The sequence below is a fragment of the Ruegeria sp. CH10 genome (assembly GCF_056537125.1).
Map to the genome: position 1 here is coordinate 663,181 of NZ_JBQFQY010000002.1, position 24,858 is coordinate 688,038.

The following is a 24,858-nucleotide window of genomic DNA, read 5'->3' on the forward strand; positions in this document are numbered from 1 at the left end:
TTACACTGGAGATTGTTCAATGGTACTGCGCGGATCCCTGCTTGCACTGGCAGCTGTAATTGGCCTGACGGCCGTGGAGGCAACTCCTGTTGCCGCCAAAGAGGCAACCAAAACGGTATCCGTCCTAAGCCGCACATGGGCGGTCACGCAGGTCTCGAACGAGCCGGTGGTTTACCGCGCCACGCGGGAAAACAACAACCTCAACCCCTTTGGCCCGCCGCCGCGCCTGCGCACCGTTCAGGCCATCGCAGCCATTCAGGCGGCCACCGGTTGCAAGCCGATCACGGCCAGCATGTATCAGAATATCTCAGGCCAGTTCTTTTCGCAGGTCAGCTGCAACTGACACAGGCCCGAAACGGGCATTGAGATCGGCGCAAGCCACTGCCATAGCTTGCGCATGAAACTTGCGATCAACGGATTCGGCCGCATCGGCCGCACCATCCTGCGGCAGCTTCTGGCTTTGCCGCAGGACAGTGATGTTGAACTGGTGCTGATCAACGACATCGCACCGCTGGAAACCTGTGCCTATCTGTTCAAATACGACAGCACCTTTGGTCCTTATCCGGGTTCGGTTGCGGCCACCGAAAACACCCTTGTGGTGGATGGCCGCGCGATCCCCCTGAGCCATAGCCCCGACTTGTCCCGCGTCGATCTGACCGGCGTAGATGTCCTGATGGATTGCACCGGTGTGGCGCGCACGTCAGACGTGGCCGGCCAAGGGCTGACTGCGGGTGCGCGCAAGGTGCTGATCTCGGGCCCATCACCCGCGACCGAGGTGACCATCGTTCTGGGGGCAAACGAGGATCAGCTGGGCGATGCGCGGATCGTATCGAATGCCTCTTGCACAACCAACGGCCTGGCTCCGCTGGTCAAGGTGGTGGACGCAATCGCGGGTATAGCCTCGGCTCATATGACGACGATCCACTGCTATACGAACAGCCAGCCCATGGTGGATGCCCCACGCGGGGATCTCGCACGCTCACGCGCCGGAGCGCTGTCGATGGTGCCGACCACCACCAGTGCCACGCATCTGATCGATGACGTCATGCCCCATCTCGCGGGCCGTATCTCGGGCGCGGCGGTGCGTGTGCCAACCGCCAGCGTGTCCGCGGTTGATCTGGTAGCAACGCTTGAGCGCGGCATGTCCGCCGATCGGTTTCAGGCCGAATTGTGTAAGGCCGTCGACCAGTCGCCTGTTTTGGGCTGGACGGATCAGCCACTGGTGTCGTCCGACCTGCGCACCCGACCTGAATCGCTGGTCATCGCGGGCCCTGAAACACGCGTGGTCGACGACACTCAAGTCCGTATCTTCGGCTGGTATGACAATGAATGGGGATTTTCCGCGCGCATGCTCGACGTCGCCCGCCTGATGGCGGCGTCCTGAACCGGCGCCAACCGCAGCGGGCGGGCTTGCCCGCGCGCTGCCCGGCCCAACGGGTCCTAAGCATCTTTGATGCGCCCGGGACCGGGCGGGAGCGCGCTTTATCCAGCGACGACCTCATAAGGCGCATCGAACCAGACCTCTTCCAGATTGGCTCCCTCTCCGATCCGATCCACCACCGCGAACAAACCCGGCGCATGTAGCGGCGTCAAAACTCCGTGCCACGTGCCCCGGTGATAATTCACCGCTTGTCCGGGCGCGGTGATGAACGCGACGGGCTCACCCGGTTGCCCCTCAATATCCGGGGCAACGATGACCAGAAACGGATGCTGCGTCATCGGAATGAACGTCTGACTTCCCTCCGGATGCCGTTCCACCATATCCACCTGATACGGCAGGCTGCGCGGATTGGCGTTGAACAGGCTGACGCCCGCGCGCCCTTCGGAAAACGACAAAGCCGCGCGATCATGATACCGACCACACTGCCCCTGATTGATGATCTTGTCCGGCTCGCCGGAAACCTCGATCACATCCCCAAAAGGCGCGAACGCCTCAGCCGTCAGCGGTTTGGCAACGATCCGGCGCGTCATGAGGGCAGCACATCCCGCAACCGGAATTCCGCAATGCGCTCAACCTGACGGCAGGCTTCAGCGAATTCCACCTCTCGATCCTGCGCGATCCGCCGCTGAAACGCCTGCAGGATCGAGGCTTTGTCGTGATCGCGCACGGCAATGATGAACGGAAACCCGAATGTCTCGGTATAGCGCTGGTTCAGATCGGTGAAAGTCGCGCGTTCTTCATCTGTCAAAGCATCCAACCCGGCCGAGGCCTGCTCGGACGTGCTTTCCTGCGTCAAACGTTTGGCCTGCGCCAATTTGCCAGCCAAATCCGGATGCGCCGTCAATACGCCCAGACGTTCCGCGTCCGAGGCGGACCGGAACATACGCGCCAACGCATTGTGCAACCCGCCAACGGTGTCATGCGCAGGCCCAAGTTCCAAATCGAACGCACGTTCCGCAATCCACGGCGAATGCTCAAAGATACCACCATAGGCGGCAACAAATTCCTCACGCTCCATCTGCGAGGGCTTCGGCTGCCGCGCTGGTGGGTGATGTGCCTCCCAATGCTCGGCAATCTGCAGCCGCGTGGCGAACCACACGTCATTGAACCCGCGCACGTAGTCCAGAAACCGTTTCAGCGCCATCACCCGCCCCGGTCGTCCAATCAGGCGGCAATGCAGACCAATCGACAACATCTTGGGTGCCCCTGCCTCACCTTCGGCGTAAAGCACGTCGAAACTGTCCTTGAGGTAGGAATAGAACTGATCCCCCGCATTGAACCCCTGCGGCGTGGCAAAGCGCATGTCGTTGCAATCCAGCGTATAGGGCACGATCAACTGATCCCGCCCGCTGGTCTGCATCCAATAGGGCAGATCGTCGGCATAGGTGTCGGCCACATAGGCAAAGCCGCCCTCTTCGGCCACCAGCCGCACGGTGTTTTCCGAACAGCGCCCGGTGTACCAGCCTCGGGGGCGCTCGCCCACAACTTCGGTATGCAGGCGAATGGCCTCGGCGATCTCGGCGCGTTCCTGCGCCTCGGGCATGTCCTTGTGTTCGACCCATTTCAGGCCATGGCTGGCGATCTCCCACCCCGCGGCCTTCATCGCGGCCACCTGATCCGGCGACCGGGCCAAAGCCGTCGCCACCCCGTAGACCGTGATCGGCACATCCTGCATCAACCGATGCAACCGCCAAAACCCCGCGCGCGCGCCATACTCATAGATCGATTCCATGTTCCAATGCCGCTGCCCCGGCCAAGGCGCGGCGCCGACGATCTCGGACAGAAACGCCTCGGATGCGGCATCTCCGTGCAGAACGTTATTCTCGCCCCCCTCTTCATAGTTCAGAACGAACTGGACGGCGATCTTCGCGCCACCCGGCCATTTTGCATCGGGCGGGTTCGCACGATATCCAATCATGTCACGAGGGTATCGGGGCGGCTGCATGCTCTCTTCCATTCCTAAGCGTTTCAACAGCCTTACCCCGGAACGGGCGCGGGGATTATCAAACTAATCCGAACGCTGTTTCCGGTTCTTTCGGCAGTTCCACTGTTATGAACTTTGCGTCAGACTGGACCAAAGCAAAAGACAAAACACAGGAGAGCCCGGTGGCAGGTTATCTGACGACCCATGTTCTGGACACAGCACGCGGCTGCCCGGCCCAAGGGCTGAAAATCGCGCTTTTTGAGGTCAGCGGGGACACCCGCCGCAAACTGGCTGAGGTAGAGACCAATTCAGACGGCCGCACCAACAGCCCGATCCTGCCGCAAGAGGATTTCAAAACAGGCCGTTACGAGCTGGTATTCTATGCCGGGGACTATTTGCGCGCATCAGGTCAGGCCGCCGAAGACCCCCTGTTTCTGGACGAGGTGCCAATCCGGTTCGGCATGTCCGACCCGGAAGCGCATTATCACGTCCCCCTATTGCTCTCACCTTACGGCTATTCAACCTACCGGGGCAGCTGAGCCGCAACGTCCGAGGCTCCCGCCCGTCAGTCGCCCCTTGCGGGGCGCTTCCCGTTGGGCCGGGCGCCACGCCTTTCAGGCGTGGCGCGGCTGCACTAAAATTCAAACGAACCATAGATGTCCCTTCGCGACCGCGCTGCGGCACAGCCGCAGCGCCAAGCCCAACGCTGTGCCGCGCCCGGAGGGCGCAAACAGGAGCGGGAGCTTTTGTTAACCCGAAGCTTCCGAACTGCGCACCACCTTCCCGATACGCGCGATCATGAAATCCATGAACAGGCGCGCCTTGGGGTCCTGATGGCGGCGATGGGTGTAAAGACAGGCCATCTGAACCGGTACCGGGGGCGTCTCGGTCGCGACGGGTACCAAACGTCCAGTGCTCAGATGTTCGGCAACCTCGAATACCGGCTTCATGGCGATCCCCTGCCCCGACAACGCCCAATCCGTCAGCACGTCGCCATCATCACACTCAAACCGCCCCGACACGGCAAAGCGCTTTGGGCCCTCGGGGGTGTCCAACTGCCACTGAAACTCCGTCGCCCCCGGAAACCGCAGGTTCAGGCATTCGTGTTTGCCTGAAATCAAATCTGCCCCTGTGTGTGGCATACCCCGGCGTTGCAAGTATTCCGGCGCGGCGCAAAGCACTCTCTGACAATCGGCAATCTTACGGATGCGCAGGGTACTGTCCTCGGGCTGACCGATGAAAAACGCCAGATCCAACCCCTCAGTCGTCAGGTCCACAGAGCGATCCGTCAGGCGCAGACGCACGTCGATCTCGGGGTAGTCTGCAAGGAAATCCGGCACGTGAGGGGCCAGCAACCGCCGCCCCACCCCAAGAGGCGCCGCAACAAACAAAGATCCGCGCGGCGCTTCGGTCAGGTGAGTAACCTGCGCCTCGGCATCCTCCACTGCCTCAAGAACAGCCGCCGCGCCGGGATAGAACGCCCGGCCCTGCTCGGTCGGGCTGAGGTTGCGCGTGGTGCGCTGAAACAGCCGGACGCCCAGATGATCCTCAAGCTGAGAAATCCGCGCCGAGGTCACGGCGGGCGAAATCCGCAAGTCGCGCCCCGCAGCGGACATGCTGCCCAGATCATAAACACGGACAAAGGTACGGATATTGTCGAGATAGGACATCTTATCGTTTTTTTTGATACAGTTTGACAATATACGGGAATACCGAAGAAAAGCCCGTTTGCCTAGTGTGACAGGACCCTGTCGGAGAGGCCCCTTATGTTCGAATTCGCCGTGTTCTGGGATTGGATGGCGTTTGCCGTGCGCTGGCTGCACGTGATCACCGCCATCGCATGGATCGGATCGTCCTTTTACTTTATCGCACTGGACCTTGGCCTGAACCGCAACATACCCGGCCCGGCGGATGGCGAGGAATGGCAGGTGCATGGCGGCGGATTTTATCACATCCAGAAATACCTGGTCGCGCCCGAACGCATGCCCGACCACCTGACCTGGTTCAAATGGGAAAGCTATGCCACCTGGCTCAGCGGTGCTGCGTTGTTGATGATCGTCTATTGGGTGGGGGGTGAGCTTTATCTGATCGACGCGGAAAAGGCCGATCTGGCGCTGTGGCAAGGCATCCTGATCTCGGCGGCATCGCTGACGGTGGGCTGGCTGGTCTATGACTTTCTCTGCAAGTCGCAGCTGGGGCAGCACCCGACCCTGCTGATGGTGCTGCTGTTTGTGCTGCTGGTGGCGATGGGCTGGGGGTACAACCAGATTTTCACCGGGCGCGCGATGATGCTGCATCTGGGGGCGTTCACCGCCACGATCATGACGGCCAATGTGTTTTTCATCATCATGCCGAACCAGCGCATCGTGGTAGATGACCTGAAAAACGGACGCACACCCGATCCGAAATACGGCAAGATCGCCAAGCTGCGGTCAACCCACAACAACTATCTGACGCTGCCGGTGGTGTTCCTGATGCTGTCGAACCATTATCCGCTGGCCTTTGCGACCGAGTATAACTGGATCATCGCCGCGCTGGTGTTTCTGATGGGCGTGACCATCCGGCATTACTTCAACACCTGCCATGCCCGTGCTGGGAATCCGACCTGGACCTGGGCTGTCACCGCCATTCTGTTCATCGCCATCATGTGGCTGTCCACCGCGCCGATGTACAAACCTCTGGAAGAGGCCGAGGCACAGCCCCTGACACCGTTCGAACAGAAATTCGCCGCTGCCGACGGGTTCGACGAAGCGCATGATATCGTCCTTGGGCGTTGCTCCATGTGCCATGCGCGCGAACCGGTGTGGGAGGGGATTCTCTGGGCCCCGAAAGGCGTATTGCTGGAAACCGAGGGGGACATTGCCCGCAACGCCAAGCAGATATACCTGCAAGCAGGTGTGACTCATGCCATGCCGCCCGCCAATATCACCTATATGGAACCCGAGGATCGTCAAGCGATCATCCGTTGGTTTCGCAATGCCGGGTCCTGACGACAACAGGCCCGGTTAATTCCATCCCGCCTTCGATAAGCTCTTTCCCTGCATCACAACTGATGGTCTAACTGATAGTCAATCAGCCGTCGCACGGCACCGCGCGGCAAAACAGATTTCGACTTGGGGCAGTTGGAGCCAATAGATGCGGGACAGCAAGCCACGGGGCTTCTTGAAACTTTGCCTTGCCGGCATGGTCGCCACCGTTTTGCCCTCGTCCCTGGCAGCACTGGAAACAACCCTGTCTGCGCCCGGCGCACCAAAGGCTCTGGTTGAACGGATCGAGGAGACATCTTCGGTCGTAACCGCCGAAGACCGCGGGCTTGAAACGCCGCTGGAAATCCTGTCAGCCGCCCTGTCCGATTATCGCACCATCGTGCAGATTTTGTATGATGAGGGGTACTTCAGCCCGGTCGTCAGCATCAAGCTGGATGGAACAGAGGCCGCGGATATCAGCTCGCTCACTGTGCCCAATGCGTTCAACCGCGCTGTGATCTCTATTGAGACCGGCCCGACCTTCAGATTCGGCACCGCACGTGTTGCCCCGCTTGCCGCCGACACGATCCTGCCCGAAGACTTCGCACCCGGGAAACTGGCGACAACCGGCGCCATTCAACAGGCCGCCTCTGCCGGGGTTCAGGGCTGGCGCGATGCTGGTCACGCCAAGGCCGGGGTCGAGGGTCAGACCGTCATCGCCCGCCATGCGCAAAACCGGCTGGATGCCGAGATTGATCTGGCCCCCGGACCGCGCCTGACCTTTGGCCGGATGTTCATCAAGGGTGACACCGATGTGCGCCATCATTCGATCAACAAGATCGCGGGTTTTCCGGAGGGTGAAGTCTACTCCCCTGCCGCAATTCAAAAGGTGGGCACCCGGCTGCGCCGCACCGGTACGTTCAGCGTCGTCTCGATTCAGGAACGTGAGACCCCCAATCCCGACGGCACATTGGATTTCGATGCAACCTTCGAAGACCTGCCCAAGCGTCGCCTGACCTTTGGCGTTGAACTGGCGTCAAATGCCGGGCTGGATGTGACCGCGACCTGGACGCATCGCAACGTCTTTCGCCGCGCCGAACGCCTGCGGTTCGAGGCCGCGCTGCGCAATATCGGTGGGTCGGAGGATCTGGATGGTCGCATCGGCCTGCGTCTGGATCAGCCCGACCGGCTGGGCCCGGATGACAACACGTTCTACAGCGCCCTGCTGGAGCGGCGGAATACCGAGAACTACAATGTCAGCGTGGCCTCGGTTGCCTATGGTGCCCGCCGTACGTTTTCGGATCGGCTATATGCCGAAGCCTCAGCCGGGTTCCAGTTTTCCGACGCCGATGACGCCTTTGGCAATGGGCGCAAGTTTCGCTATTTCATCCTGCCTTTCCGGACCGAGTGGGACCAGCGCGACAGCAAGGTCAGCGCCACGCGGGGCTATTATCTGGACGCGCAGGCCATGCCCTTTGCGGGGCTCAGCGGGACTGAAAACGGCATCCGGCTGTTTGCCGATGGTCGCGCCTATACCAGCCTTGGCACCGGTGGGCGCATTGTTCTGGCGGGCCGGGTACAGCTGGGATCTGTGATTGGCCCGGAACTGGATGGTGTGACACCAGATTTCCTGTTCTTCTCGGGCGGGGCTGGGACAGTGCGCGGGCAACCTTTTGAAAGCCTCGGCATTCCCGTCAATGGGGGCGTGGCCGGGGGCAAATCCTTCCTGGGGTTGTCGGGTGAAGTTCGGGGAAAAATCACTGACGCGATCTCTCTGGTTGGGTTTTACGATTTCGGAACCGTGGATACGTCATCTTTCATCGGCAATGATGCGGAATTTCATTCGGGCGCCGGGCTGGGTGTGCGCTATGATCTGGGTGGGTTTGGCCCGCTGCGTCTGGACCTGGCCCTGCCGGTGCAGGGCGACACGGGCAGCGGATTGCAGTTCTATATCGGGATCGGACAGGCATTTTGATACGGCAATACGCATATCCGGTTGTCACCACGGTGCTGATCCTGACCGCGCCGCCCGCCTTCGCACAAGACGAGGATGGTGGCGGCAGCATGCTGGAACGTTTCCTGCAGGACACGCTGTCGGGTGACGATCAGAACGTCACCGTCAAGGGCCTGCAAGGCGCGCTGAGCGCACGTGCGACCATCCAAGAGATCACCGTGTCCGACGATGAAGGCGTATGGCTGACCATCAAGGACGCCGAGTTGGACTGGAACCGGCTGGCCCTGATCCGGGGGCGGTTCTCGGTCAACACTCTGACCGCGCAAGAGATCGACATTGCCCGCGCGCCCGGCACCACCACGAAAGAGGCCCCGCCGCCGTCGGCTGAAACCCAGCCCTTTCAATTGCCCGAATTGCCCGTTTCGGTCGAAATCGGCGAAATCCGCATTGATGAGCTGTTGTTGGGTGAACCCCTGATCGGTGTGTCCGCTGCGCTGTCGGTAACCGGGAACCTGTCGCTGGCGGATGGGGCGTTGGACACAAACATCGACGTCACCCGTCTGGACCGCGCAGGCGACCGGGTGCGGCTGACGGCCGGGTTCGAGAATTCATCGCGTCAGATCACGCTGGATCTGGATGTGAACGAGGCCGAGGGCGGGTTGATCTCGACCGCGCTGAAAATTCCCGACAGCCCCCCGATTGGTTTGACCATCAAGGGCGAGGGGCCACTGACCGATTTTATCGCCGACATCGCCCTGAGCAGCGATAAGCAGCCGCGACTGACGGGTCAGGTCGAACTTCAGGCCGCGGAAAGCGGCGCAGCGGACGGGATCGCCTTTACCGCCGATCTGGGCGGCGACCTCACGCCATTCCTGACCGAGGATATTGACCCGTTTTTTGGCACCAAGACCCGGCTTTTTGTCGACGGTCAGACCAAACCGAACGGCGCATTGGACATTTCCGATCTGGAACTGACCACACAGGCGTTGGATTTGAAGGGTGAATTGCAACTGGCAGAGGGCGGCACCCTGCAACTGGCCGCGTTGCAAGGTCGGATCACCCCGCCCGAGGGCGACACGGTGGTTCTGCCGGGCGGAGGGGGTGAAACCTCGATCGAGGCGGCTCAGGTTTCGGCGCTGTTCGACCAAAAGAACGGCAATCTGTGGGACCTGAGCCTGACCGCCTCGGCCTTTGCAGCACCGCAAGTGAAACTGGACAATGCCCGGATCACGGCGCAAGGCACGCTGGAACAGGGCGACGCCTTTACCGTGACCGGTGATCTGCAGGCCATCGTCGACGGAATCGACCTGAGCGATCAGGCCCTGAACATTGCGCTGGGGGACCGGGTCACTCTGGACGGGCAGTTCGACTACGGCAGCGATCAGTCGGTGAACCTGTCGGGGTTTGAGCTGGTGGGAACCGACTATACGCTGGCGCTGGATGCGCTGATCAACGGGTTGACAACGGGCCTGACGGTGGATGGATCGGCCACGCTTGAGGCGTCCGATCTGTCACGCTTCTCAGAGCTGGCGCAGTTTGATCTGGGCGGAACGGCATCAGCCCGCGTGGAAGGAACCGGCTCGCCGCTGGAGCACAGCTTTGATGGCAAGGTCACCATCGAAGGGCGCGATCTGGTCACAGGGCGCGACGATATCGATCCGGTGATCAAAGGTGAGACGACCATCACACTGGACGCCAGCCGTGGCAGCGACGGCATCACCATTCGCGAATTTGACCTGAACAGCGAGGCGGCACAGGCCAGCGCCAGCGGCGATGTGACAACACCCGATGGCAACCTGACCATCGATGGCCAGGCCAGTCTGAATGCACCCGATCTGTCGGTCTTTTCCGGGCTGGCCCAGCGTGACCTCAGCGGTGCGCTGCAGGCGCAACTGGATGGGAAAGGCACCGTACAGACGCTGGAATTCGACGGAACCGCCAGCGTCACTGCGCAGGATGTCACAACCGGCATGTCCGAGATTGACCCCCTGCTGACCGGCACCACCACACTCAAATGGGATGGCGCGCGCACCGCAGATCAGATCGATATCCGGCAGGCGACGGTGAATGGCACCGCCCTGACCGCGCAGGTCGCAGCTACCATCGATGACCCGACCGGCGATCTGTCCATAGACGGCAGCGCCCGTGTGAACGCCCCCGACCTGTCGCTGTTTTCCGGGCTGGCCCAACTGGATTTGGGCGGCTCGATCTTGGCCAATGCCAAGGGCAACGCGACGCTGGCCAGCAAGACCTTTGATGTGCAGGGCGGCGTTCAGGCAGATGACATACAGACCGGTATCGAACTGGTCGACAAGCTGGTGCAGGGCCGCACAACGCTGACCGTCGACGCCGAGCGGGGCGATGGCGCGGTGGATATCCGCACCTTCAGCCTGCAGGGCACCGCCCTGTCCGCCAACGCATCCGGCCAGCTTGATCGTCAGGCCGGGGGGGTGGATTTCTCGGCCCGGCTGGATGATCTGGCGCGGGTGACAACCCTGGCCTCGGGCCCGCTGACACTGGAGGGCAATGCCGCCCCAACCAGCGCTGGGCTTGAAGGTACGCTGCGGCTGAGTGGGCCAGAAAGTTCTTACGCGGCCGCGACCGGCACGGTTGACGCGGATGGCTCGGCAGATGTGGATTTCGAGGCCAAGCTGAACAGGATTGAGCGATTTGCGCCCGAATTCCCCGGTTCGGTGACAGCAAACGGCAATGCCAAGCGCAGCAACGGCGTCTGGACCATCGATGGCGCGGCCAATGGCCCCGCAGACATCAACAGCACCGTCAAAGGCACGTTCGACGAAAACTCGGGCGAGGCCGACCTGCAGGCACAGGGCGGTGTTAATCTGGGGATTGCCAATCTCTTTATCACGCCCAACCAGATCGAAGGCACGGCCCGGCACAATCTACGCCTCAAGGGTAAACCTGCGCTCAGCTCTCTCAGCGGGACGATCACCACATCGGGCACGTCACTGGCGCTGCCTGAGATCGGGCAAACGATAACCGGCATCAGCGGCTCGGTCGATCTGGCGCAAAGCCGCGCGACCATTTCGCTGAGCGGAGGTATGCGCGCAGGCGGCAATTTCACTGTCTCGGGGCCCATCGACCTGACCCCGCCGCTGAACGCCAACATCGTCACGCGGCTGAATCAGTTGGTGCTGACCGACAAGCTGCTTTACGAAACCCAACTGAATGGTGAGATCACCCTGTCCGGAGCTTTGGCAGGCAACAGCGCCCTGTCGGGTCAGATCACCTTTGAGGAAACGAACATCAATCTGGCCGCCGCCTCTGGTGCAGTCGGTGCGGCCCCTATCCCCGAGATCGAACATATCAACGAAAGCCAAGCCGGCTTTATCACCCGCGAACGCGCCCGTCTGGTGGTGGAAGAGGACGCAGCCCCAAGCGACTCGCGCATATCGCTGGATATCGGCCTGCTGGCCCCGCGTGCCGTCTTTGTACGCGGACGCGGTGTCAACGCCGAGCTGGGCGGAAGCATTTTCATTCGGGGCACCACGGCCTCGGTCATCCCGTCCGGGCAGATCGAACTGATCCGGGGTAACTTTGACATTCTGGGCCGCAGGCTTGCCCTGACCAAAGGGATTGTGACCCTGCAAGGCGACCTGACCCCTTATATCGAGTTCGAATCCTCGGCCAGCACGTCAGATGGGACCGCCACGATTGAAATCGCAGGACCGCTGAACGCCCCTGAGGTCGATGTTTTTTCTGACCCCGAACGCCCCCCCGAAGAGGCGTTGGCCCTGTTGCTGTTCGGGAACCGTTTCTCTGAAATCTCACCCTTTGTGATCGCCCAGATGGCCGCCTCGCTGGCACAGCTGAGCGGCGCTGGCGGGGACGCGACCAAGGGTCTGCGCGACTCGACCGGGGTGGACACGGTGGATATCGGCGCCAGCGAAGGCGGCGCAGGGCGTCTGGGTGCCGGTGCCTATCTGAGCGACAACCTCTACACCGATTTCACCGTCAACACCGAGGGCGATACCGAAGTGAACCTGAACCTGGATGTGAACGACAATTTCACCGTTCGGGGCACGGTGGACGGGCGCGGTGAAACCGGTTTGGGCGTGTTCTTTGAGCGCGACTACTGACGCCTTTCAGCGCCGAATACCAATGGCTTGTCCGACCTGCGGCGCGGTGTCCAATTCGGCATGATCTTGCACCATGCGGGCCAGTCGCGCTGCAGCCCAGTCCGGATATGGCGCAGAGCGTCCCGTGTCATGGCTGACATTCATGAACAACGCCTCTTGTGTGGCGCAGAGCGCATCGTCCGTTTCCGAGATCATCTGCGCAAAATAATGGCCTCGCTTGTGATCGGCGTCCAGCATGCGAAACCGGTAGTAGAACGGCTCGTCCTGCTGCACTTCACGCAGGAAATTCATATGCGATTGCAGGATATACGGCCCCTGCCCCAATGCTGTGACCTGTGGTTCCCCCAGCCCAAGATGGTCGATCATCAACCGTTCCAGCCCCATATCAAACGCCACGCCATAAAAGCCGACATTCATATGGCCGTTATAATCGATCCATTCCGGCAAGACGCGAAACCCCCGAACTTCGACCGGCGCGTCATAGGGGCCGTCATGCCCGGCGGGAGGTGTGGTCATTTTCTTATCCCCCAGATCTCGTAGCAACGCAAAAAGTCACAATATCTTGCTGTCAAAGAAAAAGGCGGCCACTTGGGCCGCCTTTTCAGAGTTATTCTGCCGCGATGGCGTCTTCGATCTTTTCGACCCGGATCGCCGAGAATTTGAACTCGGGGATTTTGCCATAGGGGTCGATGGCCGAGTTGGTCAGGATATTCGCCGCCGCCTCGACATAGGCAAACGGGATGAACACCATATCCTCGGCAATCGCCCGGTCGGCGCGCACCATGATCTCGATCGAGCCGCGACGGGTGGTCAAACGGATCATCTCACCCGGCTCGATCCCCATCAATTTCAGGGTCCGCGGGTTCATCGAGCAGTTCGCCTCGGGCTCAACCGCGTCCAGAACGTTGGACCGGCGGGTCATCGACCCGGTGTGCCAATGTTCCAGCTGACGGCCGGTGGTGGCGATCATCGGGTATTCGTCATCCGGGGCCTCATCGGGCGGGATGACGCTGGCCGGGGTGAACTTGGCCTTGCCGTCCGCGCGCGGGAAACCGTCACCAAACACGATGGACTGACCGGGATCAGTTTCCGACAGAGACGGATAGGTGATCGTCTCGGTCTTCAGGCGGTCCCATGTGATGTTGTTGAGCGAGTTCATCGTCAGTTTCATCTCATCGAACACCTGAGATACATCTGTGTAATCCCAGTTCAGACCGATGCGCTGCGCCAGTTCAACGGTAATCGCCCAATCCTCGCGCGCCTCACCCGGAGGTGTCACGGCCGGACGTACCCGCTGGACCTGACGGTTGGTGTTCGACACGGTGCCGTTCTTCTCATACAGCGCCGAAGCGGGCAGGATGATGTCGGCATAGTTCGCCGTCTCGGTCAGGAAGATGTCCTGCACGATCATCAGGTCCAGCTTGGCCAGCGCGTCACGAGCATGGTTCACATCCGGGTCAGACATGGCCGGATTTTCACCCATGATGTACATGCCCTTGATGTTGCCCTGATAGGCTTGATCGATGATCTCGGTCACCGTCAGGCCCTTCTCGTTCGAGAAGTCGTCCGAGTTCCAGACCTCGTTGAACTTGGCGCGAATGCCATCGTCCGTCACGGTCTGGTAATCCGGCAGGAACATCGGGATCAGACCCGCGTCCGAGGCCCCCTGCACGTTGTTCTGACCGCGCAGCGGGTGCAGACCCGCGCCGGGTTTACCAACGTTGCCGGTCATCAGAGCAAGGCTGATCAGGCAACGCGAATTGTCGGTGCCGTGGATGTGCTGGCTGACGCCCATGCCCCAGAAGATCAGACCGGCCTTGGCCTGCGCAAAGATGCGCGCGACGCGGCGCAGCTGTTCGGGTTCGATGCCACAGATCGGGGCCATCGCCTCGGGTGTGAACTGGCGCAGATGCTCTTTCTCGGCCTCCCAGTTCTCGGTCCAGCGGTGGATGTACTGGCTGTCATAGAGCTCTTCCTCGACAATCACGTTCATGATCGCGTTGAGCATCGACACATCCGCGCCCGGACGGAACTGCAGCATTTCGTCAGCGAACTTACGCATTCCAACGCCGCGCGGGTCCATCACGATCAGCTTGCCGCCGCGCTTGGCGAACTGCTTGAAATAGGTGGCCGCAACGGGGTGGTTTTCAATCGGGTTCGACCCGATGATGATCGCCACGTCGGCGTCCTTGATGTCATTGAACGCAGCCGTCACCGCGCCCGAGCCGACGTTTTCAATCAGCGCGGCCACGGACGACGCGTGGCACAGACGGGTGCAGTGGTCGACATTGTTGTGGCGGAAGCCCTGGCGGATGAACTTCTGGAACAGATAGGCTTCTTCGTTGGTGCATTTGGCCGAGCCAAAGCCCGCAACACTGCGCGGATCTTCGTCGCGCAGGGCCACCAATTTGGAAGCCGCAAGGTCCATCGCCTCTTCCCATGTCGCTTCGCGGAAATGGGTCGACAGGTTCGCGGGATCGACGTTCAGACCCTTTTCGGGGGCGTCCTCGCGCCGGATCAGCGGCTTGGTCAGGCGGTGCGGGTGGTGGATATAGTCAAAGCCGAACCGGCCTTTGACGCACAGGCGTCCTTCGTTGGCGGGGCCGTTGATGCCCTCGACATATTTGACCTTGCCGTCCTTCACTTTCAGCGAGACTTTACAGCCCACGCCGCAGAAGGGGCAGACGCTTTCGGTTTCAGAGTCGTAATCCTTACTGTCACCCTTCTGCTGGTCGTCCAGCACAGTGGCAGGCATCAGCGCACCGGTCGGGCAGGCCTGAACGCACTCACCACAGGCCACACAGGTTGAATCGCCCATCGGATCGTTCTGATCGAACACCACCTGCGCCGTGTGACCACGACCAGCCATGCCGATCACGTCATTCACCTGAACTTCCCGGCAGGCGCGGACGCAGAGGTTGCAATTGATGCAGGCGTCCAGATTGACGCGCATCGCAACGTGGCTGTCATCCAGCAACGGAATTTTCTCGGCCTCTTTCGCCGGGAAACGGCTGTCACTGACATCGTTCAGCTTGGCCATGTCCCAGAAATGGCTGGATGTGTCGTGGGCTTCCTCGGGCTGATCGGCGACCAGCAGTTCCATGACCATGGCGCGCGATTTCTCGGCACGGTCGCTATCAGTCTTTACGACCATACCGTCCGCCGCAGGACGGATGCACGAGGCAACCAGCGTGCGCTCGCCCTCCACCTCGACCATGCAGGCGCGGCAGTTGCCGTCGGGGCGATAGCCCGGCTGCGGTTTGTGGCACAGGTGCGGGATGGTGAACCCTTGGCCCTTGGCGGCTTCCCAGATGGTCCAGCCCTCGGGCACGGTGACATCTTCGCCGTTCAGGTTGAAGGTGACGGTCTTGGTTGGGCTTGCGTCTAGCATGGCTCTGTCTCCCTTCAGATTTCGTCAGCGAAGTGTTTCATGACCAGGCGGATCGGGTTCGGGGCCGCCTGCCCCAGACCACAGATCGAGGCGTCGCCCATGACCTGACACAGGTCTTCCAGCAGATCGGTGTCCCACTTGTCTGCCTGCATCAGTTTCACCGCCTTTTCGCAGCCAGCACGGCAGGGCGTACACTGGCCGCAGCTTTCATCTTCGAAAAACCGCAGCATGTTCAGCGCCGCATCGCGGGCGGTGTCCTGATCGGACAGAACCACCACAGCGGCCGAGCCGATGAAGGTGCCATGCGGTTGCAGCGTGTCGAAATCCAGCGGAATATCGTCCATCGACGCAGGCAACAGACCCGAGGACGGCCCACCCGGCTGATACGCCTTGAAGGTCTGCCCTTCGGCCATACCGCCAGCGGCATCAATCACGTCCAGAATGGTCGACCCAGCAGGCAGCAGGTAAACACCGGGCTGCGCCACGCGTCCGGAGACCGAATAGCTGCGCAGACCCTTGCGGCCGTTCTTTTCAGTGCTGTTGAGGCATTCCGGCCCTTCGCGGCAAATCTTCGACACCCAGTACAGCGTCTCGACATTGTGCACCAAGGTCGGGCGGTTAAAGACCCCAACCTGCGCCACGAACGGAGGACGGTGACGCGGCAGGCCCTTTTTGCCTTCGATCGATTCAATCATCGCGGATTCTTCGCCGCAGATATAGGCACCAGCCCCCCGGCGCAGATCGATATAGCCGGGCTCAACAATTCCGGCCTCTTCCAGCGCGGCAATCTCGCGGCGCAGGATTTCCAGAACCGCCGGATATTCGTCGCGCATATAGATGAAGCAGGTTTGTGCCTCGACCGCCCAGGCGGCGATCAACATGCCCTCAAGAAATACATGCGGCGTGCGTTCCAGATAATAGCGATCTTTGAACGTGCCGGGCTCGCCCTCATCACCATTCACGGCCAGATAACGGGTGCCTTCGTTCATGCGAACAAAGCCCCATTTCTTGCCCGACGGGAAGCCAGCGCCGCCCAGACCGCGCAGGCCCGAGGACAGAACGTCTTCCTGCACCTTCTCCCAATCGCCGCCTTCGCGCAGCTCTTTCAGCTTGGCGTAACCGCCGTTGGCCTCATAGGCGGCAAAGGCTTCGTAGTCCGGCACATGGGCATGGGTGTCATCGGCAGCAATTGCGGCCTGCACCTTTTCAGGGGTCGCGTGGTCGATATGGTTGTGCCCGATCTCCAAAACCGGAGCGGTATCGCAGCGGCCCATGCAGGGCGCGCGGAGGACACGCACCTGCGACCGATCAAGCCCGTCTTCCAGCGCCTTTTGCAGTTGCTGGGCACCGGCCATTTCACACGACAGCGAATCACACACACGGATGGTCAGCGCGGGCGGAGGCACCTCATCTTCTTTCACCACATCGAAATGGGCATAGAAGGTCGCCGTCTCATAAATCTCGGCCTGGCCAATCCGCATCTCGACCGCAAGTGCTGCGATGTGATCGGCGCTGATATGGCCGTATTCATCCTGAATCAAATGCAGAAATTCGATCAGCAGATCACGGCGACGCGGGCGGTCGCCCAGCAGACCAAGAATGTCGGCCTGTGCCTGATCTGTGAATTGACGGCCTTTTGGTGTGTGCCGTCCTTTGCCTTTACCTGACTTCCAAACGCCTTGTTTTGCGTCGGATGGCTTGGTGTCCAAGGGTGCCATGCTTTCCTCCGTATGAGAGTCGACTCTTTCTCATCAGAGTAGCATATCGTCAAATCGCTTATCTCAATCGCACGATAAAGAAAACTTATCAACGCAATGAGGCGACAACAGCGCGCAACGCCTCGATTGTGGGCAGCTCCGGGTCGCGGGTCAAAGTGGCCAGGCAAATGGGTTTGCTGACCACCGGATCGACCAAAGACAGCGCTTTGGTCCCCTTCAGATCGCCCAGCGCCCGCACCAAGACGCGCGGGACCACCGTGGCCGCCAACCCTTCGCGCGCCATCACCATCGAGGCGGTAAAGCCGCTGGTTTCCGCCACAACATCGGGATGCAGCCCTTGTTCCGCGAATATCCGGTCCAGAATACGGCGATTCTGCATCTGAGGCTCAAGCAGGCTGAGCGGGAAATCCGCGACGCGGGCCCATGGGATAGGGTCCGGGCTGTCGATCATATGCGCCGGGGCCAGCAGAACATAAGTCTCTTCGTACAGGGGCTGAACCTGACGCAAATCCCGGCCGATACTGTCGCCATAGGTGATGCCCGCATCCAGACTGCCCTCATCCAGACGGTGCTGGATCGCGCTGGCGGACATGGTTTCGATCCGGGTCACAATGCGCGGATGCGCGTCCCGCAGCCGTTTGATCAGGCGTCCGGTAAAGGCAATGGCTGTGGGAATCACACCCAGCATCAGCGTGCCTGTGATCTCGCCCTTGGCCGCCAGAACCTGCTGTTCCAGCGCTTTGGTGTCATCCAGGATACGCCGCGCCCGCTGGACGATCATCTCGCCTTCTTCGGTCAGACCTTGAAATCGGTTGGCCCGGCGCACGATTGAAACACCCAGCCGATCCTCAAGGTTCCGAATCCGCATCGAGAAGGCCGGCTGCGAAATCCCGCATTCCTCGGCCGCCTTGGCAAAATGTCTGTGCCGCGCAAGCGCGCTGAGCAGTTGAAGGTCGCGGATTTCGATCACGTCTTACAGTTCCCGGTGCATGTCCGGCCCAAACCCTAGCCGCATAACCTTTGCGTAAAAAGAGGTGCTGTGGCTCCGCACGACAATCAGTTGAGGACCGCAATCGCAAAATTGAGCGCTGTGGCAAAAGCGACCCAAGCCAAATAAGGTATGAACGCAAGCGCCGCCCCCCGATCCCTGTGCCAAAGTCCGAGTATCAATCCCGTTATCACGGCGAAAAGCGACACGATAATAGCGAAAGCAAGCCACGGCAGATGCAGGACAAAAAACGCCGGAGACCAAAGGAAATTCAACCCCATCTGCGCCCACCAAAGCTTCATCAGCAAGCTTCCCCGATCCCACGTGAATAACCGCCATCCAACCATGGCGATCAGGAGGTACAGAACGGTCCAGACCGGTCCGAAAACCCAGTTCGGAGGATTGAAAACAGGCTTGGCAAGACCCGCATACCAAGCGCCCGGCGCTGTTACTGTGCCGATCAGAATGCCGCCGCCCATGACCAGCAAAAGAAACCCAAGCCGCGTGGACCACGAAATAGGAGGTGTGAGCCCGGGGGCGTCTGACATACTTAAAGTCTCCAACAGGTTCTGCAGCAACCGCAAAGAACAGCGGCCGGCATAAGACATATATGCCAAACCGCATCTGTCCAGACTATGTAGAACCAGTATTGCGAACCGTCAGAGCACGGTTGGTGTCAGGTATTGAACAAGAAGTGCATCACATCGCCGTCCTTGACGATGTAGCCTTTGCCCTCGGCCCGCATCTTGCCCGCCTCTTTCGCGCCCTGCTCGCCATTGGCGGCGATATAGTCGTCATAGGCGATGGTCTCGGCGCGGATGAAGCCCTTTTCGAAATCACCGTGGATCACGCCAGCGGCCTGCGGCGCGGCGGTGCCGGTGCGGATGGTCCAGGCACGGGCCTCTTTCGGGCCGACGGTGAAATAGGTTTCCAGCTTGAGCAGGTCGTAACCGGCGCGGATCAGACGGTCGAGGCCGGGTTCTTCCAGACCCATTTCGGTCAGGAACATCTCGGCCTCGTCGTCTTCCAACAGACTGATCTCTTCTTCGATCTTGGCGCTGATAATGACGTGGGAATTGCCCTGCGCCGCGGCCATTTCGGCGACCTTGGCCGAGTATTCATTGCCCTCGGCGGCTTCTTCCTCGGACACGTTGCAGACGTAAAGCACCGGCTTGGTGGTCAGCAGCTGCAGCATCTTCCACGCCTTGGCGTCCTCGTCCGAGACCTCAACCAAGCGCGCGGGTTTGCCGTTTTCCAGCATCTCTTGCGCGGTGGCCAGCAGACGGTCCTGCTGCTGCGCCTCTTTGTCATTGCCCTTGAGCTTGCGCACCAGATTGGCGCGGCGCTTTTCGATGCTTTCCAGATCGGCCAGCATCAGCTCGGTCTCGATCGTGTCGGCATCGGCCACCGGGTCCACGCGGCCATCCACATGGGTCACGTCACCGTCTTCGAAACAGCGCAACACATGGGCAATCGCGTCCGTCTCACGGATATTGGCAAGGAACTGGTTCCCCAGACCTTCGCCTTTCGAGGCCCCCTTTACCAGACCGGCAATATCCACAAAGGTCATGCGTGTCGGGATGATCTGTTTCGAGGTCGCAATCGCTGCCAGCTTGTCCAGCCGGTCGTCAGGTACGGCAACGTCGCCCACATTGGGTTCAATGGTGCAGAACGGGAAATTCGCCGCCTGCGCGGCAGCGGTTTTGGTCAGCGCATTGAACAGGGTCGATTTACCCACATTCGGCAGACCCACGATTCCCATTTTAAAGCCCATCATGGCCTCCTGAAACGATATGACGGCGTCTTCTAGGCAGGTTAGGTGAAATGCGCAACCCGAGCGTCAAAACCTGTCTGAGTCGGTTTTGCAACATAACCAATCTGTGACCGAATTTGCACTTGCGTGAGTTGTGCCCCCCCACCCATCGTACCCAAGTATCAGAAAGAACACGACAACGAGAAGACCCAGAAATGAAATCCCTATTTCTCTCAACCGTCCTTTTGCTTGGTGCCACAGCCGCCCAAGCCCAATCCGTCGTTTTTGGTGCCGGCTATGCAGATTTCTCTAACAGCAATGGCGAGGACCAGGCGATCTTTTCCCTGGAATATCAGCACAGCCCTTTTCATCAGGCCAATCGCTTTAGCGCAGGTCTGGGCACAGCACTGACAGTGGATACGGATGGCGACACGCATATTGGGGCGGGTCTTATCGGGGTCTATACGTTCTCGGATCGTTGGTTTGCCGAACTCAGCGTGATGCCCGGCTACTATAACGCCCCGAATGATGACAACGATCTGGGCGGCAATTTTCAGATTCGCAGCCTGTTGGGGGTTGGGTACACTCTGGACAGCGGCAACAAGGTCTCGCTGGCGGTCACCCACCTGTCGAACGCCAGCACCGAAAGCTTCAATCCCGGTGCCAATGCCCTGTTCCTGCGCTATCATCTGGGCTTCTGAGCCAATCTGAGCGGCTGGGATTGATTTCCGGCCAAAGGTACTGCACATCAGGTCCAAAGCCGATTGCAAGGATAGCTGATGACACGTATCGACGCCAAGTTCGCCGCCCTGAAGGCCGACGGGAAAAAAGCCTTTGTCGCCTATATCATGGCGGGCGACCCCGATTTCGACACTTCGCTTGAAATCGTAAAGGGGTTGCCTGCTGCGGGTGTTGACGTGATCGAACTGGGTCTGCCCTTTACCGATCCGATGGCGGATGGCCCAACCATTCAGGCCGCAGGGCAACGCGCACTGGACGGCGGCATGACCTTGCAGCGTACACTCGATCTGGCCCGCGCCTTTCGTGAGACCGACGACACCACCCCGATTGTTCTGATGGGGTATTACAACCCGATCTACAGCCGTGGCGTCGATACCTTTTTGGCCGACGCCAAAGCGGCCGGGATCGACGGCCTGATTGTCGTCGATCTGCCACCAGAAGAAGATGACGAACTGTGCTTGCCTGCTCAGGCCGCCGGTCTGAACTTTATCCGCCTTGCGACACCTACAACCGATGATAAACGCCTGCCCCGCGTGCTGCAGAACACGTCGGGCTTTGTCTATTATGTCTCGATCACCGGTATCACCGGTGCCGCCGAAGCGCAGGCCACAAATGTCGGCCCCGAAGTGGCCCGGATCAAATCCGCCACAGACCTGCCCGTGATCGTCGGGTTCGGCATCAACACGCCCGAAAAATCCAGGGCAATAGCAAGCGTCGCGGACGGAGCTGTTGTCGGATCTGCGATTGTCAGCCAGATCGCGGCGGGCAAACCAGTGCCCGAGGTGCTGGACTTTGTAAAATCTCTTTCAGACGGCGCGCATTCCGCCTGATCCCTCGGTATCCGAGTGTTTTTCGAACCGCAGCACGGCATAGGCCTGCTGCGGTTTTTTTGGTCACTGGACGTGGGCCCCTGTCATGTTAGAAATTGGCGTGAAAAACTGACCAAAAATACGAAGGCGTCAAAACATGGCTGTTATCACGACAATCGAAGACCTCCGCCGCATTTACGAACGCCGCGTGCCCCGGATGTTTTACGATTATGCCGAAAGTGGCAGCTGGACCGAGCAGACCTTCCGCGATAACAGCTCGGATTTCTCGGACATCCGCCTGCGGCAACGCGTGGCTGTGGATATGGCTGGGCGCTCAACTGCATCGCAAATGATTGGTCAGGACGTTTCAATGCCTGTGGCGCTGGCGCCGGTTGGGCTGACCGGCATGCAGCACGCGGATGGAGAGATGAAGGCCGCCAAAGCCGCCGAAGAGTTCGGCGTTCCCTTTACGCTGTCCACCATGTCCATCAACTCGATCGAGGATGTGGCCGAGCACACGTCCCAACCCTTCTGGTTCCAGCTTTATACCATGAAGGACACCGATTACGTCAGCCGCCTGATCCAGCGCGCCAAGGATGCAAAATGTTCGGCTTTGGTCATTACACTGGACCTGCAAATCCTTGGGCAACGGCACAAAGACCTGAAAAACGGCCTGTCTGCACCGCCGAAACTGACACCCAAGACCATCGCAAATCTGATGACCAAATGGGCCTGGGGGATCGAGATGCTGGGCGCGCACCGGCGCGAATTCGGCAATATTGTCGGTCATGTGGACGGCATCTCGGACGCCTCGTCACTGGGGGCCTGGACAGCGGAACAGTTCGACCCCAGTCTGGATTGGGCCAAGGTTGAAAAGCTGATGGAGCAATGGGGCGGCAAGGTGATCCTCAAAGGTATTCTGGATGCCGAAGATGCGAAAATGGCCGCCAAGCTTGGGGCCGACGCTATCGTCGTTTCGAACCACGGAGGACGGCAACTGGACGGCGCGCTCAGCTCAATCCGGATGTTGCCGGAAATCATGGACGCAGTGGGTGGTGATATCGAAGTTCATCTCGACAGCGGCATCCGGTCCGGCCAGGACGTTCTGAAAGCTTTGGCGCTGGGCGCAAAAGGTACCTATATCGGCCGCGCCTTTGTCTATGGTCTGGGCGCCATGGGGCAAAAGGGCGTCACCACCGCGCTTGACGTCATCCAGAAAGAACTGGACACGACAATGGCCCTGTGTGGTGAGCGCGACGTGAACGGCCTTGGTCGGCATAACCTGCTGGTCCCCGAAGATTTCGGAGGCCGCTGGCAGGAGTAATCCCGCAGTTAGGGGGCTCTGCCCCCGCCGCCCGTTCCGGGCGACTCCCCCGGGATTTTTTTAGCCAGATGAAGTAAGGATCCTTTATTCATCTGGCCTCAAATATCCCGGAGCGCGAGGCAGAGCCTCGCAAAAAAGCTTGGCTCTAAAAAGCCCTTTCCAAATCCGGTGAATCAAGCTAAGGACGCGGCTTCACGCGGGCATACAGCCTTGGAGGATGCCCGCCCTAACATTTGGAGATTTATCATGGCTGGTGAGATTCCTGATCTCGTAGCTCTGGAACGGACGGGGACAGGCAAGGGCGCCGCTCGTCAAGCACGCCGCGACGGCATGGTTCCGGGCATTGTTTTTGGTGGCGACAAAGATCCGCTGCCGATCAATATCCCGTTCAACGTCCTGTTCAAGCGCCTGAAAGCGGGCCGGTTCAAGTCGACCCTGTGGAACCTGAAGGTTGAAGGCCACGAAGACGTTCGCGTCATCTGCCGTGACGTTCAGCGTGACGTTGTCAAAGACCTGCCGACCCACCTGGATCTGATGCGCCTGCGCCGGACCACCAAGATCGCGCTGTTCATCCCTGTTGAGTTCATCAACGAAGAAGAAGCGCCCGGCATCAAGAAGGGCGGCGTTCTGACTGTTGTCCGTCCCGAGGTTGAACTGGTCTGCACCGCCGGTGACATTCCTGAGAAGATCACCATCGATCTGACCGGCATGGAGATCAACGACGTTGCCACCATTTCGTCGGTTGATCTGCCCGAAGGCACCAAGCCGACCATCGACCGTGACTTCGTAATCGCGAACGTGTCGGCGCCGACTGGCCTGTCGACCAGCGACGATGAAGAAGGCGAAGAAGTGGCCGCAGACGAGGTTGAAGTCGTCGGCCAGGAAGAAGCCGAAGAATAAACCCGGACACAGCGTCTGGTGTTTGAAACGGGGCCTTTTCGGGCCCCGTTTTCTTTTGCCGCCTACGCTGGAAACCGGGCGCGTTCCGTGGCATCAACCTGCTGCAGCATACAAGGACGAGACCATGAAACTGTTTGTCGGATTGGGGAACCCGGGATCAAAATACGCCCGCAACCGGCACAATATTGGCTTTATGGCTGTGGACCGCATTGCTGAAGATCACGGGTTCAGCCCCTGGAAATCAAAGTTTCAGGCCGAAATCGCCGAGGGGCGTCTGGGCGGCGAAAAGGTCCTGCTGATCAAGCCGCAAACCTTCATGAACCGCTCGGGCCAGGCCGTGGGCGAGGCGATGCGGTTCTACAAGCTGGACTCGACCGATGTGACCGTTTTTCATGACGAGCTCGACCTTGCCCCCGGCAAGGTGCGCGTCAAGGCGGGTGGCGGGCATGCAGGGCATAACGGGCTGCGGTCGATCCATGAGCATATCAGCCCCGCCTATGACCGGGTACGTTTGGGGATCGGTCATCCGGGGCGAAAAGAGATGGTTTCGCCCTATGTCTTGGGCGATTTTGCCAAGGCCGATGCTGATTGGCTGGACGATGTGCTGCGCGGTGTCTCGGATGGCGCAGGTCATCTGGCCGATGGCGACGGCGGCAAGTTCATGAACGCGGTCGCCCAGCGCACCGCCCCACCCCGGTCCTCCAAAACACAGGCCGAGGCCAAAAAAACAGCCCCTAAATCAGAGCCGGAACCCGAAGTTGACGACAGGTCGGCCATGCAAAAGCTGCTGGACAAGTTCAAATAGGCCTTTTGCCCTTGCCGTAACGTCCTGATTGCGGAATGACACCG

The 24,858-nt window shown here is 60.1% G+C and carries 20 protein-coding genes; 11 read left to right on the top strand and 9 right to left on the bottom strand.

Annotated elements, in window-relative coordinates; all coding sequences use genetic code 11:
* Positions 1-19 precede the first annotated feature (19 nt).
* Entirely contained in the window at positions 20-343 is a 324-nt protein-coding gene (locus tag ACRZ94_RS09655) for a hypothetical protein (RefSeq protein ID WP_480797214.1), read from the top strand.
* A gap of 54 nt (positions 344-397) precedes the next feature.
* The gene (locus tag ACRZ94_RS09660; RefSeq protein ID WP_480652693.1) at positions 398-1,384 is read left to right on the top strand and encodes a type I glyceraldehyde-3-phosphate dehydrogenase; all 987 of its coding nucleotides are present in this window, start codon (positions 398-400) and stop codon (positions 1,382-1,384) included.
* Positions 1,385-1,482: 98 nt separating this feature from the next.
* On the opposite strand, the gene ACRZ94_RS09665 is transcribed toward ACRZ94_RS09660, so the two are convergent.
* Complete coding sequence (locus ACRZ94_RS09665) at positions 1,483-1,971, bottom strand: ureidoglycolate lyase (RefSeq protein ID WP_480652694.1); 489 nt, start codon at positions 1,969-1,971, stop codon at positions 1,483-1,485.
* On the bottom strand, positions 1,968-3,386 hold the full coding sequence (gene puuE, locus ACRZ94_RS09670; RefSeq protein WP_480652696.1) for an allantoinase PuuE: 1,419 nt from the start codon (positions 3,384-3,386) through the stop codon (positions 1,968-1,970). Before puuE ends, ACRZ94_RS09665 begins: the two co-directional genes overlap by 4 nt.
* A gap of 161 nt (positions 3,387-3,547) precedes the next feature.
* Here puuE and uraH point away from each other — a divergent pair, with 161 nt between their 5' ends.
* Positions 3,548-3,904 (top strand): hydroxyisourate hydrolase, encoded by a 357-nt coding sequence (gene uraH / locus ACRZ94_RS09675; protein WP_480652698.1) that lies wholly within the window; start codon positions 3,548-3,550, stop codon positions 3,902-3,904.
* Positions 3,905-4,114: 210 nt separating this feature from the next.
* On the opposite strand, the gene ACRZ94_RS09680 is transcribed toward uraH, so the two are convergent.
* Complete coding sequence (locus ACRZ94_RS09680) at positions 4,115-5,035, bottom strand: LysR family transcriptional regulator (RefSeq protein WP_480652700.1); 921 nt, start codon at positions 5,033-5,035, stop codon at positions 4,115-4,117.
* A 96-nt stretch (positions 5,036-5,131) separates the two neighbouring features.
* On the opposite strand from ACRZ94_RS09680, the gene ACRZ94_RS09685 reads away from it, so the two are divergent.
* From ACRZ94_RS09685 to ACRZ94_RS09695, 3 genes are all read left to right on the top strand, one after another.
* Positions 5,132-6,355, top strand: coding sequence for a urate hydroxylase PuuD (locus ACRZ94_RS09685; RefSeq protein ID WP_480797215.1), 1,224 nt, complete (start codon positions 5,132-5,134; stop codon positions 6,353-6,355).
* A 145-nt stretch (positions 6,356-6,500) separates the two neighbouring features.
* Entirely contained in the window at positions 6,501-8,306 is a 1,806-nt protein-coding gene (locus tag ACRZ94_RS09690; protein WP_480797216.1) for an autotransporter assembly complex protein TamA, read from the top strand.
* Positions 8,303-12,385 carry a translocation/assembly module TamB domain-containing protein gene (locus ACRZ94_RS09695; RefSeq protein ID WP_480797217.1) on the top strand — a complete coding sequence of 1,361 codons (4,083 nt, stop codon included), beginning with the start codon at positions 8,303-8,305 and terminating at the stop codon, positions 12,383-12,385. Before ACRZ94_RS09690 ends, ACRZ94_RS09695 begins: the two co-directional genes overlap by 4 nt.
* A 6-nt stretch (positions 12,386-12,391) precedes the next feature.
* Here the strand turns inward: ACRZ94_RS09695 and ACRZ94_RS09700 are convergent, their stop codons facing one another.
* The 6 genes from ACRZ94_RS09700 to ychF all read right to left on the bottom strand — a co-directional run bounded on the left by ACRZ94_RS09700 (position 12,392) and on the right by ychF (position 20,256).
* A complete protein-coding gene (locus tag ACRZ94_RS09700; protein ID WP_480652708.1) occupies positions 12,392-12,901 on the bottom strand; it encodes a thioesterase family protein in 510 nt (169 codons plus the stop codon).
* Positions 12,902-12,992: 91 nt separating this feature from the next.
* Positions 12,993-15,776, bottom strand: a complete 2,784-nt coding sequence (gene fdhF, locus ACRZ94_RS09705; protein WP_480797218.1) for a formate dehydrogenase subunit alpha — start codon at positions 15,774-15,776, stop codon at positions 12,993-12,995.
* Positions 15,777-15,790: 14 nt separating this feature from the next.
* Entirely contained in the window at positions 15,791-17,494 is a 1,704-nt protein-coding gene (locus ACRZ94_RS09710; RefSeq protein WP_480797219.1) for an NAD(P)H-dependent oxidoreductase subunit E, read from the bottom strand.
* An 88-nt stretch (positions 17,495-17,582) separates the two neighbouring features.
* Complete coding sequence (locus ACRZ94_RS09715; RefSeq protein WP_480652714.1) at positions 17,583-18,464, bottom strand: LysR family transcriptional regulator; 882 nt, start codon at positions 18,462-18,464, stop codon at positions 17,583-17,585.
* An 86-nt stretch (positions 18,465-18,550) separates the two neighbouring features.
* Positions 18,551-19,030, bottom strand: coding sequence for a TspO/MBR family protein (locus ACRZ94_RS09720; protein WP_480652716.1), 480 nt, complete (start codon positions 19,028-19,030; stop codon positions 18,551-18,553).
* Between the two features lie 128 nt (positions 19,031-19,158).
* Entirely contained in the window at positions 19,159-20,256 is a 1,098-nt protein-coding gene (gene ychF, locus ACRZ94_RS09725) for a redox-regulated ATPase YchF (RefSeq protein ID WP_480797261.1), read from the bottom strand.
* A gap of 194 nt (positions 20,257-20,450) precedes the next feature.
* On the opposite strand from ychF, the gene ACRZ94_RS09730 reads away from it, so the two are divergent.
* The 5 genes from ACRZ94_RS09730 (at position 20,451) to pth (ending at position 24,814) form a co-directional block, all read left to right on the top strand.
* Positions 20,451-20,936, top strand: a complete 486-nt coding sequence (locus ACRZ94_RS09730; RefSeq protein ID WP_480797220.1) for an acyloxyacyl hydrolase — start codon at positions 20,451-20,453, stop codon at positions 20,934-20,936.
* Positions 20,937-21,014: 78 nt separating this feature from the next.
* Positions 21,015-21,806, top strand: a complete 792-nt coding sequence (trpA, locus tag ACRZ94_RS09735) for a tryptophan synthase subunit alpha (RefSeq protein WP_480652721.1) — start codon at positions 21,015-21,017, stop codon at positions 21,804-21,806.
* 136 nt (positions 21,807-21,942) lie between these two features.
* The gene (locus tag ACRZ94_RS09740) at positions 21,943-23,109 is read left to right on the top strand and encodes an alpha-hydroxy acid oxidase (RefSeq protein ID WP_480797221.1); all 1,167 of its coding nucleotides are present in this window, start codon (positions 21,943-21,945) and stop codon (positions 23,107-23,109) included.
* Positions 23,110-23,355: 246 nt separating this feature from the next.
* Positions 23,356-24,009, top strand: coding sequence for a 50S ribosomal protein L25/general stress protein Ctc (locus ACRZ94_RS09745; RefSeq protein WP_480652725.1), 654 nt, complete (start codon positions 23,356-23,358; stop codon positions 24,007-24,009).
* A 124-nt stretch (positions 24,010-24,133) separates the two neighbouring features.
* Positions 24,134-24,814 (top strand): aminoacyl-tRNA hydrolase, encoded by a 681-nt coding sequence (pth, locus tag ACRZ94_RS09750; RefSeq protein WP_480797222.1) that lies wholly within the window; start codon positions 24,134-24,136, stop codon positions 24,812-24,814.
* Positions 24,815-24,858 lie beyond the last annotated feature (44 nt).